General features: G+C 73.1%; 17 protein-coding genes. 11 read left to right on the top strand and 6 right to left on the bottom strand.

Annotated elements, in window-relative coordinates; genetic code table 11:
- Positions 1 to 45 precede the first annotated feature (45 nt).
- The 3 genes from SLAV_RS40400 to SLAV_RS40390 all read left to right on the top strand — a co-directional run bounded on the left by SLAV_RS40400 (position 46) and on the right by SLAV_RS40390 (position 2,667).
- Positions 46 to 867 carry an AfsR/SARP family transcriptional regulator gene (locus tag SLAV_RS40400; protein WP_030240756.1) on the top strand — a complete coding sequence of 274 codons (822 nt, stop codon included), beginning with the start codon at positions 46 to 48 and terminating at the stop codon, positions 865 to 867.
- 66 nt (positions 868 to 933) lie between these two features.
- Positions 934 to 2,118, top strand: a complete 1,185-nt coding sequence (locus tag SLAV_RS40395; RefSeq protein WP_030240759.1) for an epoxide hydrolase family protein — start codon at positions 934 to 936, stop codon at positions 2,116 to 2,118.
- Between the two features lie 42 nt (positions 2,119 to 2,160).
- Complete coding sequence (locus SLAV_RS40390; RefSeq protein ID WP_030240761.1) at positions 2,161 to 2,667, top strand: DinB family protein; 507 nt, start codon at positions 2,161 to 2,163, stop codon at positions 2,665 to 2,667.
- An 18-nt stretch (positions 2,668 to 2,685) separates the two neighbouring features.
- Here SLAV_RS40390 and SLAV_RS40385 read toward each other — a convergent pair whose 3' ends face one another.
- From SLAV_RS40385 to SLAV_RS40375, 3 genes are all read right to left on the bottom strand, one after another.
- Positions 2,686 to 3,231, bottom strand: coding sequence for a flavoprotein (locus SLAV_RS40385; RefSeq protein WP_030240764.1), 546 nt, complete (start codon positions 3,229 to 3,231; stop codon positions 2,686 to 2,688).
- Positions 3,232 to 3,262: 31 nt separating this feature from the next.
- Positions 3,263 to 3,766 (bottom strand): FBP domain-containing protein, encoded by a 504-nt coding sequence (locus SLAV_RS40380; RefSeq protein ID WP_030240766.1) that lies wholly within the window; start codon positions 3,764 to 3,766, stop codon positions 3,263 to 3,265.
- Between the two features lie 62 nt (positions 3,767 to 3,828).
- Positions 3,829 to 4,626, bottom strand: a complete 798-nt coding sequence (locus SLAV_RS40375) for an alpha/beta fold hydrolase (RefSeq protein ID WP_030240769.1) — start codon at positions 4,624 to 4,626, stop codon at positions 3,829 to 3,831.
- 118 nt (positions 4,627 to 4,744) lie between these two features.
- On the opposite strand from SLAV_RS40375, the gene SLAV_RS40370 reads away from it, so the two are divergent.
- Together SLAV_RS40370 and SLAV_RS43325 are read left to right on the top strand one after the other, a co-directional pair.
- Positions 4,745 to 5,587: an NmrA family NAD(P)-binding protein gene (locus SLAV_RS40370; RefSeq protein WP_030240772.1), complete on the top strand. Its 843-nt coding sequence runs from the start codon at positions 4,745 to 4,747 to the stop codon at positions 5,585 to 5,587.
- A 30-nt stretch (positions 5,588 to 5,617) separates the two neighbouring features.
- Positions 5,618 to 6,610 (top strand): AraC family transcriptional regulator, encoded by a 993-nt coding sequence (locus SLAV_RS43325; RefSeq protein ID WP_030240776.1) that lies wholly within the window; start codon positions 5,618 to 5,620, stop codon positions 6,608 to 6,610.
- Between the two features lie 22 nt (positions 6,611 to 6,632).
- Here SLAV_RS43325 and SLAV_RS40360 read toward each other — a convergent pair whose 3' ends face one another.
- Positions 6,633 to 7,106 carry a GNAT family N-acetyltransferase gene (locus SLAV_RS40360; protein ID WP_030240779.1) on the bottom strand — a complete coding sequence of 158 codons (474 nt, stop codon included), beginning with the start codon at positions 7,104 to 7,106 and terminating at the stop codon, positions 6,633 to 6,635.
- Between the two features lie 84 nt (positions 7,107 to 7,190).
- Between SLAV_RS40360 and SLAV_RS40355 the strand changes: the two genes are divergently transcribed.
- Positions 7,191 to 8,741, top strand: coding sequence for an FAD-dependent monooxygenase (locus SLAV_RS40355; RefSeq protein ID WP_031943726.1), 1,551 nt, complete (start codon positions 7,191 to 7,193; stop codon positions 8,739 to 8,741).
- Here the strand turns inward: SLAV_RS40355 and SLAV_RS40350 are convergent.
- On the bottom strand, positions 8,681 to 9,355 hold the full coding sequence (locus tag SLAV_RS40350; protein WP_030240784.1) for a ScbR family autoregulator-binding transcription factor: 675 nt from the start codon (positions 9,353 to 9,355) through the stop codon (positions 8,681 to 8,683). The two genes, SLAV_RS40355 and SLAV_RS40350, sit on opposite strands and share 61 nt — an antisense overlap.
- A gap of 143 nt (positions 9,356 to 9,498) precedes the next feature.
- Between SLAV_RS40350 and SLAV_RS40345 the strand changes: the two genes are divergently transcribed.
- Entirely contained in the window at positions 9,499 to 10,347 is an 849-nt protein-coding gene (locus tag SLAV_RS40345; RefSeq protein ID WP_030240786.1) for an NAD(P)H-binding protein, read from the top strand.
- An 11-nt stretch (positions 10,348 to 10,358) separates the two neighbouring features.
- On the opposite strand, the gene SLAV_RS40340 is transcribed toward SLAV_RS40345, so the two are convergent.
- Complete coding sequence (locus SLAV_RS40340; protein ID WP_031943727.1) at positions 10,359 to 11,357, bottom strand: ScbA/BarX family gamma-butyrolactone biosynthesis protein; 999 nt, start codon at positions 11,355 to 11,357, stop codon at positions 10,359 to 10,361.
- Between the two features lie 1,193 nt (positions 11,358 to 12,550).
- Here SLAV_RS40340 and SLAV_RS40335 point away from each other — a divergent pair.
- From SLAV_RS40335 to SLAV_RS40320, 4 genes are all read left to right on the top strand, one after another.
- Complete coding sequence (locus SLAV_RS40335; protein ID WP_030240791.1) at positions 12,551 to 13,372, top strand: AfsR/SARP family transcriptional regulator; 822 nt, start codon at positions 12,551 to 12,553, stop codon at positions 13,370 to 13,372.
- Between the two features lie 302 nt (positions 13,373 to 13,674).
- Positions 13,675 to 14,496, top strand: coding sequence for an AfsR/SARP family transcriptional regulator (locus tag SLAV_RS40330; RefSeq protein ID WP_030240794.1), 822 nt, complete (start codon positions 13,675 to 13,677; stop codon positions 14,494 to 14,496).
- 116 nt (positions 14,497 to 14,612) lie between these two features.
- Positions 14,613 to 14,882 carry a phosphopantetheine-binding protein gene (locus tag SLAV_RS40325; RefSeq protein WP_030240796.1) on the top strand — a complete coding sequence of 90 codons (270 nt, stop codon included), beginning with the start codon at positions 14,613 to 14,615 and terminating at the stop codon, positions 14,880 to 14,882.
- Between the two features lie 121 nt (positions 14,883 to 15,003).
- Positions 15,004 to 15,945 carry an SRPBCC family protein gene (locus SLAV_RS40320; protein ID WP_233109168.1) on the top strand — a complete coding sequence of 314 codons (942 nt, stop codon included), beginning with the start codon at positions 15,004 to 15,006 and terminating at the stop codon, positions 15,943 to 15,945.
- Positions 15,946 to 16,180: the final 235 nt, after the last annotated feature.

The raw sequence follows: 16,180 nt of genomic DNA, 5'->3' as shown, positions 1-16,180 counted from the left end.
GCCCGGCGGTATCGGGCGATGCGAGGAACCACGAAGGGGGAGACCGTGAAGATCCGGATTCTGGGTCCGTTGAGTGCCGAGGTCGACGGGGACTCGATCGTGCCGACGGCGGCCAAGCCGCGGCAGATCCTGGCCCTCCTCGCACTGCACCCCGGGCGGGTGATGCCCGTGCCGACCCTCATGGAGGAGATCTGGGGCCAGAACCTGCCCGTCAGCGCGCTGACCACCCTCCAGACGTACATCCTGCAGCTGCGCCGCCGGCTGGGCACCGCGATGGGGCCGGGCCGGCCCGGCGGTGCCAAGGAGGTCCTCACGACCCGGCACGGCGGCTACCTGCTCCAGGTGCCGCCCGAGTGCGTCGACGTGAACGCCTACGAGAGCCTGGTGGGCCGGGGGCAGAGCGCCTTCGAGGCCGGCGACGACCGCACCGCCGCCGACCTGCTGCGCGAGGGACTCGCGCTGTGGCGGGGGCCCGCTCTGGTCGACGTACGGGTGGGACCGGTCCTGGAGATCGAGGTGCTGCGGCTGGAGGCGAGCCGGCTGGTCGCGGTGGAGCGGCGCATCGACGTCGACCTGCGGCTCGGGCGGCACACCGAACTCCTCGCCGAGCTGACCGAGCTGACCGCGCGACAGCCCCAGCACGAGGGTCTGCACTCCCAGCTGATGGTGGCGCTGTACCGGTCCGGGCGGCAGGCGACGGCACTGGACGTCTACCGGCGGCTGCGGCAGCGGCTGATCGGGGACCTGGGCGTCGAACCGTCGCCGCAGTTGCAGCGGCTGCACCAGGCGATGCTGACGGTCGACCCGGCCCTGGACGTGGCGGCGGGCCCCAAGCGCGGCTCCACCTTCGACCTCTACGCGGCCTGACCCCTCTCCGGCCCGGTCGCCGCACCCCGTGCTCGGCCGTGCCGGGCGGGCTGGCAGGGTGGGGGGATGGACGATCTCGGTGAGGGACTGACCCCGTTCCGGCTGGACGTGGCGCAGGAGGAGCTCGACGACCTCGACGGGCGGCTGCGCCGGGTGCGGTGGCCCGACGGGATCGACGGCGCCGGGTGGGCCTACGGGATACCGCTCGGCGAGATGCGCGAGCTGGTGCGCTACTGGCGCGAGGAGTACGACTGGCGGGCCGCCGAGGCGCGCCTGAACGAGTGGCCGCAGTTCACCACCGTCATCGACGGGGCGCGGGTGCACTTCGCGCACCTCCGCTCGCCCGAACCGGACGCGACGCCCCTGCTGATGACGCACGGCTGGCCCGGCTCGTTCGTGGAGTTCCAGCGGGTCGCGGGCCCGCTGACGGACCCCCGGGCGCACGGCGGGGACCCCGCCGACGCCTTCCACCTCGTGCTGCCGAGCATCCCCGGCTTCGCCCTCTCCGGGCCGACGGCCTCGCCCGGCTGGGAGTTCAAGCGGGTCGCGCGGGCCTTCGGGGTGCTGATGGAGCGCCTCGGGTACGGGACGTACGGGGTCCAGGGCGGGGACTGGGGCGCGGCCGTCTCGCGGGAGCTGGGCCGGCTGCTGCCCGGGCGGGTGTGCGGCGTCCACCTGAACCTGCTGCCCGGGGCGGGGGCCACCGCCGAGCCGGCGGAGGCCGAACTGGCCGCGCTGAGCCCCGCCGAGCGGGAGCGGACGCGGGCCTCCTGGGAGCGGTACCGCGTCTGGGCGCGGGAACGGCAGGGCTACGCCGACATCCAGGCGACCCGGCCGCAGACCCTCGCGTACGCGCTGAACGACTCGCCCACCGGGCTGCTCGCCTGGATCGGGGAGAAGTTCACGGAGTGGGCGGACCCGCGCTGCCCGGTGGACCGGGACCAGATGCTGACCAACGTGATGCTGTACTGGCTGACCGGCACCGCCGGTTCCGCCGCGCGGATCTACTGGGAGCGGGCGCACGCCGACTACTACGGGCAGCCGCCCGAGGTGTCCGCCACGCCGACCGCCCTCGCCGACTTCCCCCGGGACAACTTCATCCCTCTGCGGCACGTCGCCGCGCGCACCGACACCGTCGTGCGCTGGACCTCGTACGACCGGGGCGGCCACTTCCCGGCCATGGAGGTGCCGGAGCTGCTGGTGGGGGACATCAGGAGCTTCTTCCGGGACCTGGCCGCGTCCGGCATGTGAAAACGTGCGGGCGGGGCCCGGCGCGGGTGTGATCATCCGATGATGAACGACGAACAGCGGACCCCGGCCGTCCTGGACGGCGACGAACGCGCCACCCTCACCAGCCTCCTGCAGCGCCAGCGCGACACCCTGATGATGAAGTGCGCGGGCCTCACCGACGAGCAGCTGCGCCGCAGGGCCGTCGCGCCGTCCGGGCTGAGCCTGCTCGGGCTGGTGCGGCACCTGGCCGAGGTCGAACGCGGCTGGTTCCGCAACGTGGTGGGCGGCGAGGACGTACGCGGGTACTTCCCCCGGAACGAGGCCGGTGAGTGGACCGAGTTCCACGTGGAGGACGCGGACCCGGCGGAGTCCTTCGCGATCTGGGAGGAGACCTGCGCGCGGTCGCGGGCCGTGGTCGAGGCCGCCGCCTCCCTCGACGTGCCGGGGTATTACGGGGACCAGCCGTACTCCCTGCGCTACGTCCTGGCCCACATGATCGAGGAGTACGCCCGGCACAACGGGCACGCGGACCTGTTGCGCGAGGCGATCGACGGGGTCACGGGGGAGTAGCGGCCGGCCCGCTTCGGATCAGACCTGGTCGGTGCCGGTCCGGTCCACGGCGTCCAGGGCGGCCTGCCACGGGAAGTGCGGCGGGGCGTCGGGACCGGCCGGTCCGGGGACGAAACCGCCCTCGCCGTAGAGCAGTTCGGCGCCCGCGCCGCGCAGGACCGTCAGGGACTGCTCGAACTGCGGGTGCGCGGCGAGGGCGGCGTTCAGGCACGGTACGGCGACGACCGGGGTGCCCTTGCCGAGGGCCTCGGCGGCGATGCCGACGACGACGCGGTCGGTGAGGCCGAGGGCCCACGCGTTGACCGAGTTGAAGGTGGCGGGGGCGAACAGCAGGGCGTCCGCCGGCGGCCACACGTCCGGCTCTCCGGGCAGCTTGTACTGCCAGCGCACCGGGTTGCCGGTGAGCGCGGCGAGTCCGTCGAGGCTCCCGGACACCCATTGCGCCGCCGCCGGGGTCAGGCCGAGGCACACGTTCCAGCCGCGCGACTGGGCGTCCTCGATCACGTGGGCCACGTCGAACACGGGCGGGGCGGCGGAGCAGAGCAGGTAGAGAGTCCTCGTCATACGGTCATGTGATCACATTCCGCGCGCGGGTTCAGCCCGCGGTGATCTTGGAAGTGAAGGCGTCGAGGTTCCCCCACATCCGCGCGAGCCGCTCGTCCAGGGTCAGCGACTCCTCGTACCGCGTGGTGCGCAGCTTCGGCCGGCGCTTGCCGCGTACGTACAGGGAGCAGGCGAGGTCGGCGCAGATGTAGGTGCCGACGGTGTTGCCCTCGCGGCCGCGGGCGCCCGCGAGGGGCGCGGCGAGCAGGGTGACCCCGGAGGAGGCGTGGCCCGTCAGGCAGATCTGGCAGAGGCTGGACTTGACGGCGCTGGTGCGGCCCACGGAGGGCACGCGCAGGGAGATCCCGACCGGGCCCCCTTCCCGGGGCAGCACGAGGTGCGCCCGCAGCGGCGCGCCGGGGTCGACCCAGCCGAGGAAGTCGAGGTCCTGCCAGGGCAGTTCGGCGAAGTCCAGCGGCAGGCGCAGCCGTGCGGCCTCGCCCTTGGTGCAGTTCACGAAGGATGAGCGGATCTGTATCTCACTGAGCGGTTCCACGGGGGTCGACCCTAATACCCGGTACGGGGGACGCGCACCCGGGTTTGCGCGGCGGGCCGGGGTCAGGTGCGGGGGAGGGCGTCCAGGAAGCCGGAGAGCAGGGGGTGCAGGACCTCGGGGCGGTCGAGGTGCACGTCGTGGCCGGAGCCGGGGACCGAGACCAGGGTGGTGTCCGGGCCGGCGAGGCGCAGCATCTCGGCGGACTCGGCGGGCGGGACGATGCCCCGCTCGCCCAGGACGACGAGGGCGGGGCAGGCGACGCGCTGCCACTCGGGCCACCAGGGACGGGTGGTGACGGGGGTGATCGCGGCGACCATGACGTCGCGGTCGAAGCGCGGGTACCAGCCGTCGTGGCGGCGTTCCAGGCCCGCGGCCCAGGCGTCGCTGCCGAGGAACTCCCGTGCCGCGTCGAGGGAGGGGAAGGGCAGGGGCCAGGAGCCGAGGCCCTCGTCGATCGTGGCGGGGGTGTCCGGGGCGGCGGCGGCCGGACCGGCGTCGACCAGGACGAGGCCGCGGACCAGGTCCGGGTGGGCGGCGGCGGTCAGCATCGCGGTGTGCCCGCCCAGGGACTGGCCGACCAGGACGGGGCGGTCGAGGCCGAGCCGCGCGGCGACGGCGAGCACGTCCGCGACGTGGGCCTCGCGGGAGACGTCGGCCGGGCGGCGCTCGGAGGCGCCGTGACCTCGCTGGTCGAGGGCGACGACCCGGTGGCGGGCGGACAGGTGGGCCGCGACGGCGTCGAATTCGCCCGCGTGCCCGGCGAGGCCGTGCAGGAGGAGGACGGGGGAGCCGCTGCCGCCCCAGTCGCGGCAGGACAGGCGTACGCCGTCCCGGATGACGATGCGTTCGGTCCAGGTCACCACAGGATGATCAGGGATTCCGGTGGCGGTGTCGACGCGTTTGCGGCGAGACGCTCGCACATGGAGGTGAGCTTCTGGGCCATGTCGCGTCTCGGCGGGCGGCGGTTGACTGGGACGCATGACGACGAACGAGAACGAGAACGAGAACGTGCACGCGGGGCTGACCCTGGTGATCGGGGGGCGCGGCAAGACCGGACGGCGGGTCGTGGAGCGGCTGCGGGAGCGGGGCGACGCGGTACGGGTCGGGTCGCGCACGGGGGAGCCGGCCTTCGACTGGGACGACCCCGCCGGATGGCCGGCCGCGCTGGAGGGGGTGGAGCGGGTGTACGTGACCTTCCAGCCCGACCTCTCCGTGCCCGGTGCCCCCGACCTGATCGGCGCCCTGGCCTCGGCGGCGGTGGCCGCGGGGGTCCGCAGGCTGGTGTTGCTGTCCGGCCGCGGCGAGGAGGCCGCGGTGCTCTGCGAGGAGCGGCTGAAGGTGCCCGGCGCCGAGTGGACCGTGGTCCGCGCCAGCTGGTTCGACCAGAACTTCGACGAGAGCTTCTTCCTGGACTCCGTACGGGCCGGGGAGATCGCCCTGCCGGTCGCCGACGCCGTCGAACCCTTCGTCGACACCGGCGACATCGCCGACGTGGTGGTGGCCACGCTCACCGACGACCGGCACGTCGGCCGGACCTACGAACTGTCCGGACCGCGGCTGCTCTCCCTCGCCGACGTGGCGGACGAGCTGTCGAAGGCGACCGGACGCGAGATCGCGTACGTGCCCGTCTCGCCGGAGGACTACCGGGCGGTGCTGCGCGAGAACGGTCTGCCCGAGGAACTGGTGGACCTGTTCACCGTGATCCTGGACGGACGCAACGCGCATCTGGTCGACGGGGTGCGCGAGGTGCTGGGGCGGGCGCCGAAGGACTTCGCCGACTACGCCCGCGAGACGGCGGCGACCGGGGTATGGGACGTCTGAACGGCGCGGCGGGGAGGGGAGGATGGGGGCATGGACACGCTGACCTGCCTGCTGGACGGGCCCAAGGCCCGCGGAGCCTTCATCCTCAAGTCCGTCCTCAACCCGCCCTGGTCCCTGCGGGTGGAGGACCGGGCCCCGCTGTCGGTGATCGCCCTGGTGAGCGGTACGGCCTGGCTGCTGCCCGAGGACGGCGAGCCGGTCCCGATCGGCCCGGGCGACGTGGCGGTGGTGCGGGGTCCCGCGCCGTACGGGCTCGCCGACAGCCCGGACACCCCCGGCACCGCCACCCCGCAGATCGTGGTGGGACCGGACCAGCGGTGCAGCACCGAGACGGGCGAGGACCTCACGGACACCCTGGCGCAGGGCGTGCGGACCTGGGGCGACGCCCGGGCGGAGCCGGGGGCGGCGGTGCTGCTGAGCGGCACCTACCAGGCTCCCAGTGAGGTCGGGCGGCGGCTGCTCGGCACGCTCCCGACGGTGCTGGTCCGCCCGGCGGGGGCGGCCGACGCCACCCTGATCGGGCTGCTGGCCTCGGAGACGGCCCGCGACGAGCCGGGGCAGGAGCTGGTGCTGGACCGGCTGCTGGACCTGTTGCTGATCGGCGTCCTGCGGGCCTGGCTCGCCGCGCCCGGGGCGGGGGCGCCGGCCTGGCACCGGGCGCAGGGCGATCCGGTCGTCGGGGTCGCCCTGCGGCTGCTCCACGAGGACCCCGCGCACGGCTGGACCGTGGCGGAACTCGCGCGGCGGGCGGGGGTGTCGCGGGCCGTGCTGGCCCGCCGCTTCACCGCGCTCGTCGGGGAGCCGCCCGTCGCGTACCTGACGGGCTGGCGGCTCGCGCTCGCCGCCGACCTGCTGCGCGAGCCGGAGGCCACGGTGGCGACGGTGGCCCGCCGGGTCGGCTACGGGAGCGCGTTCGCGCTGTCGACGGCCTTCAAGCGGGTGCGCGGGGTCAGCCCGCAGGAGTTCCGCGCGGGCACCTCGCCGGTGCCCGCGGGGAGTTCCGCCACGGCGGTGCTGGCCTGACGGACCGGGGCCGCTGGACGGCCTACGCCAGGTCCAGCACGGCGACGGGCTGGTCGCCGCTGAGCTCGCCGGTGCGGCGGAAGCCGAGGCCCGCGTAGAAGGGCTCGGGGGTGCCCTCGCCGGTGTCCCAGGTGACGTACGCCTGCCCGGCGCCGCGCCGGCGGAGTTCTTCGAGGACCGCGCCCACCGCGAAGCTGCCGTACCCCTTGCCCTGGTGGCCGGCCGCGATGTTCAGACGCCACAGGCCGGAACGGCGGTGCTCGGGGTCCTTCGCCGGGTCCCAGACGATGTCGAGGAAGGCCATGACGAAACCGACGACCTCGTCGCCGTCGACCAGGGCACGCGGCCAGGCGGTGTCCCCGTGGACGTAGGCCTCGGCCAGCGACTTCTGGACGGGGGAGACGAGGTGTTCCTGGCGTGGGTGTACCCGCACGGCGCACACGGCGTCGAAGTTGTCCGGGGTGACCGGTACCAGACGGAGCGTAGAGCTGATCATGCGGTGATCCTACGGTCAGGTCATTGAAAAGAACGGGGCAGCCGGTATATTTTCTCCTCGCCGGATGAGGAAGAGGGGGACGGCGTGCGCGCTGAAGTGGTGGTCGTCGGCGGGGGGCCGGTCGGCCTGCTGGTCGCGGCCGAGCTGGCCGGGTACGGGGTCGACACGCTGGTCCTGGAGGCGCGGGCGGAGGTCTGCGAGCGGCCCAAGGCCACCACCCTGCACGCCCGTGCGGTACAGGGGCTGGCCCGGCGCGGGCACCTTCCGCCGGACGCGGCGCAGACGTCCGCGGGTACGAAATCGGGCCGCTTCCACTTCGCCGGCATCCACGAACTGGTCATCACCGTGCCCGAGAACGAGCCGGAGCCGATCCTCAAGCGCCCCCAGGCGGAGCTGGAGCGGCGGTTCGAGGCGCGGGCGCGGGCGGCGGGCGCGCGGGTCCTGAGGGAGCACCGGGTCACGGGGCTCACGCAGCGGGACGGCGCCGTGCTGCTCACCGTCGAGGGGCCGCAGGGGACGGCCACCTGTACCGCCGCCTACGCCGTCGGGGCGGACGGGGCCCGCAGCACGGTCCGCGAACTGGCGGGCATCGCGTCCGACGCCACTCCCGCCACGGTGTCCGCCCTGGTGGGGCTGGCACGGCTGCGGGACCCCGGCGACCTGGAGCAGGGGTGGCTGCGCACCCCGCGGGGGTGGATCGTCTCCAAGCGGACGCCCGCCGGTGAAACGCACATCCGTACCGTCGACTGCTCCGGCGCCCACGCGGGCCGGGAGGCGCCGCCGTCGCCGCTGGAGCTCCAGCGCGAGGTGTCCCGGATCGCCGGGCGCGACATCGCGATGGAGGGGGCCCGGTGGATCAGCCGGTTCAGCGACTTCACGCGCGTGGCCCGCACCTTCCGGGCGGAGCGCGTCTTCCTGGTGGGCGACGCGGCGCACGTGCACTTCCCCATCGGCGGCCAGGGGCTGAGCACGGGGGTGCTGGACGCCCTCAACCTCGGCTGGAAGCTGGCCCTCGCGGTGCGCGGCACGGCGGGCGCGGGCCTGCTGGACACCTACGGCCTCGAACGCGGGCCGGCGGCGCGGGCCGTCGTCGACAACACGCGGGCCCAGCTCGCGCTGATGCGGCAGGGGCCCGAGGTCGACGCGCTGCGCGAGGTGTTCACCGGGCTCCTGACCGCGGACCGGGACACCGGGCGGCTCGGCGACATGATCAGCGGCCAGGGGACGGTACTGCCCGCCCGCACGGGCCGTCCCTCCGGGCCGGAGGGACGGTTCCTGCCGAACGCGCGGATCGTCACCCGGGAAGGGGAGACGGACCTGATCGCGCTGCTGCGGGAGGGGAGCCCGCTGCTCCTCCTCTTCGGCGGGCTGGCCGCCCGCCACGGGGAAGAGGCGCGCCCGTGGTCGGACACCCTGCGCGTGGTGCACGCGCGGGCGACCCCCGCGCTGCCGTACGAGGCGCTGCTGGTGCGTCCCGACGGACACATCGCCTGGTCACAGGACGGCGGCCCGCTGGCCGACGCCCTGTCCCGGTACTTCGGGCCGGGGCCGCGCGCGGCCGCCGACGGCGCGGATCAGCTGGCGAGGTCTTCCCGGGCCTGCGAGATCTCCATGGCCCGGACGGCCTCGGCGTAGACCTCGGCGCCGCGGCTCTCGCCGAGGTGGAGGGAGGTGAGGACGGAGGACTGCACGATGCTCGGCAGCAGGTGGCGCATGAGCGCGCTGACCCTGATCACGAGGTCCTCGTACTCGGTGAGCGCCTGCGACATGGACTGGATGCCGGCGTAGGTGCCGACGATGACGTCGGCGGTTTCGGCCGGATCGATCTGGGGGAGCAGCTCGCCCTGGCTCTGGGCCCGCTCCAGGCCCTCGCGCATCGGCACGGCCCAGGCGCGGAAGGGGCCGCTGCGGTCCAGGCCCTGTGCCAGCTGGTCCATCGTCAGCCGTACGCCCGCGCGGACCATCGGGTCCGTCTGCAGGCGGTAGGTGTGCAGCATGACGATGTCGACGATCCCCTGCATCTTGATCGCGCGGTCGGGGACGACGAGGCTCTGGTTCTGCGCGTTGAGCACGCCGAAGGCCAGGTCCTCCTTCGACTGGAAGTGGAAGTACAGGGCGCCCTTGGTCACGCCCGCCTCCGAGAGGATCTCGGAGATGGTGGCGGCCTGGTAGCCGCGTTCCTCGAAGATCTTGGCCGCCGCGCCGAGGATCGCCTGGCGTGTGCGGATGGCTCGAATTTGCTCAGCCACTGTGGCTCCCTTCCTTCACAGGATTCTCGGAGCGTCGGAAGCCCTGATGCAAACCGTCCGTCCCGTACGTATCTTACAGCGGGTAACTCTTACGCCAACCCCGTACGCGCCGGAGGGCGCGTACATGACCGGAAGGAAGCACCATGATTCTCGTGACGGGGGCCACCGGGACGGTGGGACGGGAAGTGCTGGGGCGCATCGGCCCGGGCCCCGCGGTCAGGGCCATGGCGAGGCAACCGGAACGTGTCGTGGCCGGCCGGGGCACGGTCGAGGCCGTCCACGGGGACTACGACGACCCCGGTTCGCTCGCCCGGGCCGTGCGGGGGGTGGACACCGCCTTCCTGGTGACCAGCCGCGTCGGCCGCGACGACGACGAGCGGTTCCTGGCCGCCGCCCGGTCGGCCGGGGTGCGGCACGTGGTGAAGCTTTCCGCGGCCGCCGTCGAGGACGGCGGGGCCGATGACCTGATCACCCGCTGGCAACGGGGGAACGAGGAGGCCCTGCGGGGTTCGGGGATGGAGTGGACGCTGCTGCGCCCGCGTTCCTTCATGTCCAACGCCCTCTCCTGGACCGGTGCGGTGCGTGCGGAGGGCGTCGTGCGTGGCCTGTACGGGACGTCGCCGAACGCCTGCGTCGATCCGGGCGACATCGCGGAGGTGGCCGTGCGCGCGTTCGGCGAGCCGGGACACACCGGGCGCGTGCACACGCTGACCGGACCCGAGGCGCTCTCGGCGGTGGAGCAGACGGCCCAGCTCTCCGTCCTGTTGGGCCGTCCACTGCGTTTCGAGGAGTGGGATCCGGAGCAGGCCCGCGCGGTGTGGGGTGCGCGGTACCCGGAGGCCGTGGCGGAGGCACTGCTGCAGAGCGCCGAGCGGCAGCGTGCCGGGGCCAAGGCCGGTGTGGGGAGCACGGTTGCGGACGTCGTGGGGAGGCCCGCCCGTTCGTTCCGGGAGTGGGCCGGGGAACACCTGACGGCCTTCGGGCCGCGCTGAGGGGCATTCGGTCAGCCGATGTAAGGGGCCGCCGTCACCGTGGAGTTGAAGACGAGGTGGCCGTCCTGGTGGCCCGTCACGGCCACCGTCTCCTCCCCGCCGGGGGCGCCGTCGTGCAGGCGCTCGGCCTCGATGAAGCACGGCAGGTCGAGTTCGGCGTAGCGCTTGAAATCGCCGGAGATGTTGAGCGGGAGCAGGGAGGAGCGGCCCAGGGCGGCCGAGGCGGCCTGCCGGGCGGCCTCCAGCAGCACCATGCCCGGAACGTGGTCCACCGGGTGGTCGAAGAGGATGGGATGGAGGGAGTCCACCCGCAGCTGCCAGCGGTCCTGCGTGCCGGTGGGGGACAGCACCACGTCGGTGGGCGAGACCCGTCCCACGCTCTGCGGTGCCACCGGAGCGGTCAGGGGCAGCGGCTTGTGGCCGGGCAGCAGGGTGTGCGGCGGGCGTATGCGCCGGTACACGGCGGGTGTGGTGCAGGTGTAGGAGACGCGCCCCGTCGCGACGACGTGGCCGGCGCGGTGGACCACGGCCTCGTAGTTCAGGCCGCCCAGGTCACCGCTGCGGCGTCTGACCTCGGTGCAGCTGACGTCGATGTCGAGGGAGGCGGGGGTCCTGCTGACCTGGAGGTGTTCCGGGACGACCGTGACGCTGAGGTCCCACAGCAGGAAGTGCTGGCCGAAAGGGACCCCGAACTCGGCGTGTCCCAGCAGGCTGCCGATCTGCCGGATCGTCTCGACGACCATCAGCGGATCGTGGTAGGTGCCCGCGACGGGCGTGAAGAAGCTGTGGGAGCGGGGCCACTGCGCGCTGACGGTGAAACGGCTGTGGTCGACGCGTTCCCAGTCGGTGAGAAGGACTTCTGCGACCGAGGCGCGGTGCACTAATTCCTTCGGGACGGTGGAGGTCAGCGAGGTGAAGCGGTTACCCCGTTGTCCGAGCGGAGGGGCGGCCGTCCGCCACGCCGGTTCGTAGACCGCTGTGCGCTCGACTTGAAACGTGCTCGCGCTCATTGTTCCCCCTAGGCAGCGCTGGCCAGTTACAGGTGTGACTGCGAGAAAAATATATACCAACCGGTTTTTTATCCAGAGGGATCACGACCCTTGGCCATGAAAAATGCGGAGGGTGGGGTTCCGGCAATCGGTGACCCCCCCTACCGTCCGTGCCCCCACCCCTCATCCGGCATCGGATCTCCGCCACTCGCACTGAAGCATCTCAAGGGGACCCCTCGGGGTGCGTGAACCGGTTGTCGGACGTCCGGTGAACCCCCGGGGACGAAGAATGGCCGATTCGCATCGGGCGCCCGGGTTTGCGCGCGGATCGCGGGCGGGCTCCCCGCACCCGGCGGGGCCGTGGCCCCCCGTGGGGCCGGCAGGGGGTCGGGGCGGGTGCCCCGGGGGTCCCGCCGCGCATGGAGCCCCGCAGTCCACGGGTGGTGCGCCGGTTCCGGGGCCGGCGTGCCGCCGGTACGGGCGGCGGGGTGCGGCCGCCGGGAGCGGTGCGGTCGGGGCGCACCGTAACGCCAGTCTCGTTCACCGTTTGCCTACGTGAAGATTTCTGCATATGCCGTTGCGCCGCGGGGGCGCGCGCCGGAGCCCGCCCGCCGCCGATCCGGCCACCCGGCGGTAGGGGGGAGGCGTCCCGGTGCGGGCCGGCCCCGCCGCCGGACCGGCCTGGCGGCGGCGCGTCCGGGGCCCGGAGGGCGCCCGTCGGCGGCCCGTCGGCGGAGGGGGCGGCCCCGTGGTTCGAGCGGTGTTCCGGCGGGGCTCCGGCGTCGTTCCAGCGACTGCCGAGCGCGAATGCCGGTGAGCAAACCGCTAAAGCGGTTTGTATTGATCACGTCCGAGGGTGCGGGGATGGCCTTCCGCGGTCTGAACCTGGCGGCAGGGCGGTCCGTACGGAGGGGCTGCCGGGGCGGGCGAGCCAACCACATGGTCGGTTCTCGGCCGTTTAGTGGCCGCAGGACGCCCCTTCCAGAGCGGTTCTTCCCGCCCTCGGGCGGCCCTGGAGGGGCCCGTCCGGGGCCGCCGGCGGCCTTCTGGTCAGGAAACTCCCAGTTCACAGGGGGAGATTCAGGAGTCGACACGGTCACTGGGGGGCGAAAAACGGTACAGCCGGTTTGGTATTGACAAACCGGCCCGGCTGTTTTTTGCTCGTTCCAGCGAAAGTCAAGGGCTCATCCATGGACGAAGCAGGGGAGTACGGCGTGGACATCGATGTACTGGGCGCACTGACCGTGCGGGAGAACGGGGTCTCCATCACGCCGACCGCCGCCAAGCCCCGTCAGGTGCTGGCCCTGCTCGCGCTCCACGCGGACCAGGTGGTCCCGGTGTCCGCGCTGATCGAGGAACTGTGGGGCGAGCAGCCCCCGCGCAGTGCCCGTACGACCCTGCAGACCTACGTGCTCCAGCTGCGCGGGCTGATCGCCACCGCACTGGAGGGCACGGACGGGACGCGCACCCCCAAGGACGTGCTCGTCACGCTGCCGGGCGGCTACATGCTCAGCAGCGCCGGCGGGACCAGCGACGTCCGCGAATTCGACCGGCTGGCCGGAATGGGCTACCGGGCGATGGACGCGGGCGACTTCCCCGGTGCCGCGCGGCTGCTGCGCGAGGCGCTGGCGCTCTGGTCCGGGCCGGCCTTCGCCGACGTGGAGGGCGGTGTCCAGCTGGACATGGAGACGCGGCGCCTGGAGGAGACCCGGCTGTGCGCGCTCGACCAGCGCATCGAGGCCGACCTGCGCCTGGGCCGGCACCGCGAACTGCTCGCGGAACTGACCGTCCTGGCCAGCCGCTACCGCATCCACGAGAACCTGCACGGGCAGTTCATGCTCGCCCTCCACCGCTCCGGACGCCGCGGCGAGGCGCTCAGCGTCTACCAGCGGCTGCGCGCCACCCTCGTCCGCGAGCTCGGCATCGAGCCGTCCTCGGCCCTGCGCAGTCTCCAGCGGTCGATCCTGATGAGCGGCCCGGAGAACCCGGCGGAATCCCCGGAGACGGCCCGCAAGCGGCTCGCCCGAGTGGGCTGACGGATCATTAAAAGATCATTCGCCCACTGCTTTCCGGTATCTCCCGGAAATCCGTGGACCGAATTTGCGCATCAGGCAAGCGGAACAGCGGCGACCGAACTGATCTACGGGCTGAACAGGGGTTCTGGCAGTCAATCGGAAGGCGGGGTTTCGAATCCCGCGGCCGTTCGCCCCCTTCGGAGGTCTGCTCGACGTCGGCTTGAGAACGCGGTGATGCCGCCCTGGGCTGCCTTACCGTCATCGGGTCGAATACTGAAAACCGTGAGTATCTCGACGAAATAACGGAGGGGAGACGGGAGACCGTGGAGATTCAGGTTCTGGGTCCGTTGAGTGCCGAGGTCAACGGGGCATCGATCGTTCCTACGGCGGGCAAGCCGCGTCAGATCCTGGCGCTCCTCGCGCTCTACCCGGGCCGGGTGATGCCCGTACCGACCCTGATGGAGGAGATCTGGGGGACCAAGCTCCCGGAGAGCGCCCTCACCACCCTGCAGACGTACATCCTGCAGCTGCGCCGCAGACTGGGCACCGCGCTGGGGCCGGGCGCCCCCGGCACGGCCAAGGACGTGCTCGCGACCCGGCACGGAGGCTACCTGCTCCAGATCCCGCAGGAGTCGGTGGACGTCCACGCGTACGAGGCCCTGGTGGCCGGCGGCCAGATCGCCTTCGACGAGGGCGACGACGAACGCGCGGCGAGCATGCTGCGCAAGGCCCTCGACCTGTGGCAGGGGCCCGCCCTCGTCGACGTCAAGGTCGGGCCGATCCTGGAGATCGAGGTGCTGCGGCTGGCGGAGAGCCGGCTGGTCACCACCGAGCGGCGCATCGACGTGGACCTGCGCCTGGGACGGCACAGCGAACTCCTCGCCGAGCTCACCGAGCTGATGGCCAGGAACCCGCAGCACGAGGGCCTGCACTCGCAGGCGATGGTCGCGCTGTACCGGTCGGGACGGCAGGCCACCGCGCTGGACGTGTACCGCAGGCTCCGGGCCCGGCTGATCGGCGAACTGGGCGTGGAACCCTCGCAGCAGCTCCAGCGCCTGCACCAGGCGATGCTCCGGGTGGACCCGGCGCTCGACGTGGTCGCGGGCCCGCGCCGCAGCTCGACCTTCGACCTCTACGCGGCCTGACGCCAAGGCTCCAGCGCGGCTGGCCGACGGCGTGAGCGACTCTCCATCCGGTGGGACCAGGCTCGTCGCGACCCGGTGTGCGCCGATGCCCCGGCGGACGAGGAGAGAGGCAAGCCATGGACCGGCTGGAGCTCACGGAGCTGGCCCGCATCCTGCGGATCTGGGGAGGCGAAGACGACTGCGTCGAGCTGAGCGAGGACGTCCAGGACCTGTACTGGATCGAGCTCGGCTACGACAGCCTCTCCCTCCTGCAGGCAACCGGCTCCATCGAGCGCAAGTACGACGTGCTCCTCGACGGTGAGCTGCTCGAACTGGCGGACACCCCGAGGAGCTTCCTGCGGTGCGTCAACCAGGTCCTGCGCGGCCGGGCCACCGCCGCGGTGTGATCCCGGGTGCCGGCCGCGTGCGGAAATCGAGCGGCATTCGAAGGGGACTCCGGCGGATACAGACAGACTCTGCGTCAAGCGTTGAGAGAGGTGTCTGATGTCTGTCGAGCGAGTACACCGGATGTCACACGCGGTCGACGCGGCCGCACCGGCCGGGGTCCTGTACAACGTGGTGGCCGACACGGCGCCGTGGCCGCTGTTCCTGCCGGACACGGTGCACGTGGAGAGACTTGACTCCACCGGGACCACGGACCGGTTCTCCCAGTGGGCGGACACGGACGGGCGCCCGCGGCCGACGCTGTGGCGCCGGACCCTGGACGCGCACCGGCGCCGGATCGACTTCCGGCGGGAGCGGCCGGCCGACCCCGTCACCACGCAAGGGGGTTCCTGGAGCGTGGAGGAACTGGCCCCGGGCTGGTCACGGCTGACGCTGGAGCAGGACATCACCGTCGCCGGCAACCGGAGCGCCGACGTGGAGCGGGTGCTCGCGTCCGCGCGCGACGGTGCGAGGTCCGTGCTCGGCCGGCTGGGCGCCGTCGCCGAACGCTGGCGGCGGCTCGACGGGCTGCTGCTGTCCTTCGAGGACTCGGTGCGGATCCCGGGACCGGGCGAACCGGTCCACGAGTTCCTCTACCGCGTGGGGTCCTGGCCCGGCCGGGTGGCGCACGTGGTGGGCGCGGAGGTCACCGAGGTGAGCGCCGGGGTGCAGCGCACCAGCATGGTCAACCTGGCCGACGACGGCTCCGCGTACACCACGGAGGAGGTGCGGGTGTGCTTCCCGGCGGCCGGCCGCATCGTCTTCAAGCGCACCCGGCCGCACCCCCTGCTGGCCGCGCACGCCGGGGAGTGGTCCGTGGAGCCTGACGCCACGGGGGTCACCGTGGTGTGCCGGCACGACGTGCTGCTGGACGCGGGCGCGGTCGAGCGGATGCTGGGACCGGGCGCGGATCCCGCGCGGGCGGGCCGGCACGTGCGGGAGGTGCTGGGCCGGGAGAGCCGGGCCACCCTGGAGCCCGCGCAGCAGTACGCCCGGGAGTCGGTCAGGAGCCTGCGGCCGGTGTGAGCGGGCCGGGCGGCCGTCCGTGCCCGACCGTGGCCGTCCGTGCCCGACCGTGGCCGTCCGTGCCCGACCGTGGCCGTCCGTGCCCGACTGTGGCCGTCCGGCCGTCCGGCCGGCCGTCCGGCCGTCCGGCCGACCGGCCGAGGCCGCTCGCCCGGCCGGGTGTGTGGGCGGAAAGGACCGGGCCCCTGGCCCGTACCCCCGATCGCGGGGTGCGGGCCGGGGGCCCGGTCCTTTC

Source organism: Streptomyces lavendulae subsp. lavendulae, from assembly GCF_002803845.1.
In the GTDB taxonomy this organism is placed as follows: Bacteria; Actinomycetota; Actinomycetes; order Streptomycetales; family Streptomycetaceae; genus Streptomyces; species Streptomyces lavendulae.
This window is presented reverse-complemented; position numbering and strand designations above follow the sequence as displayed.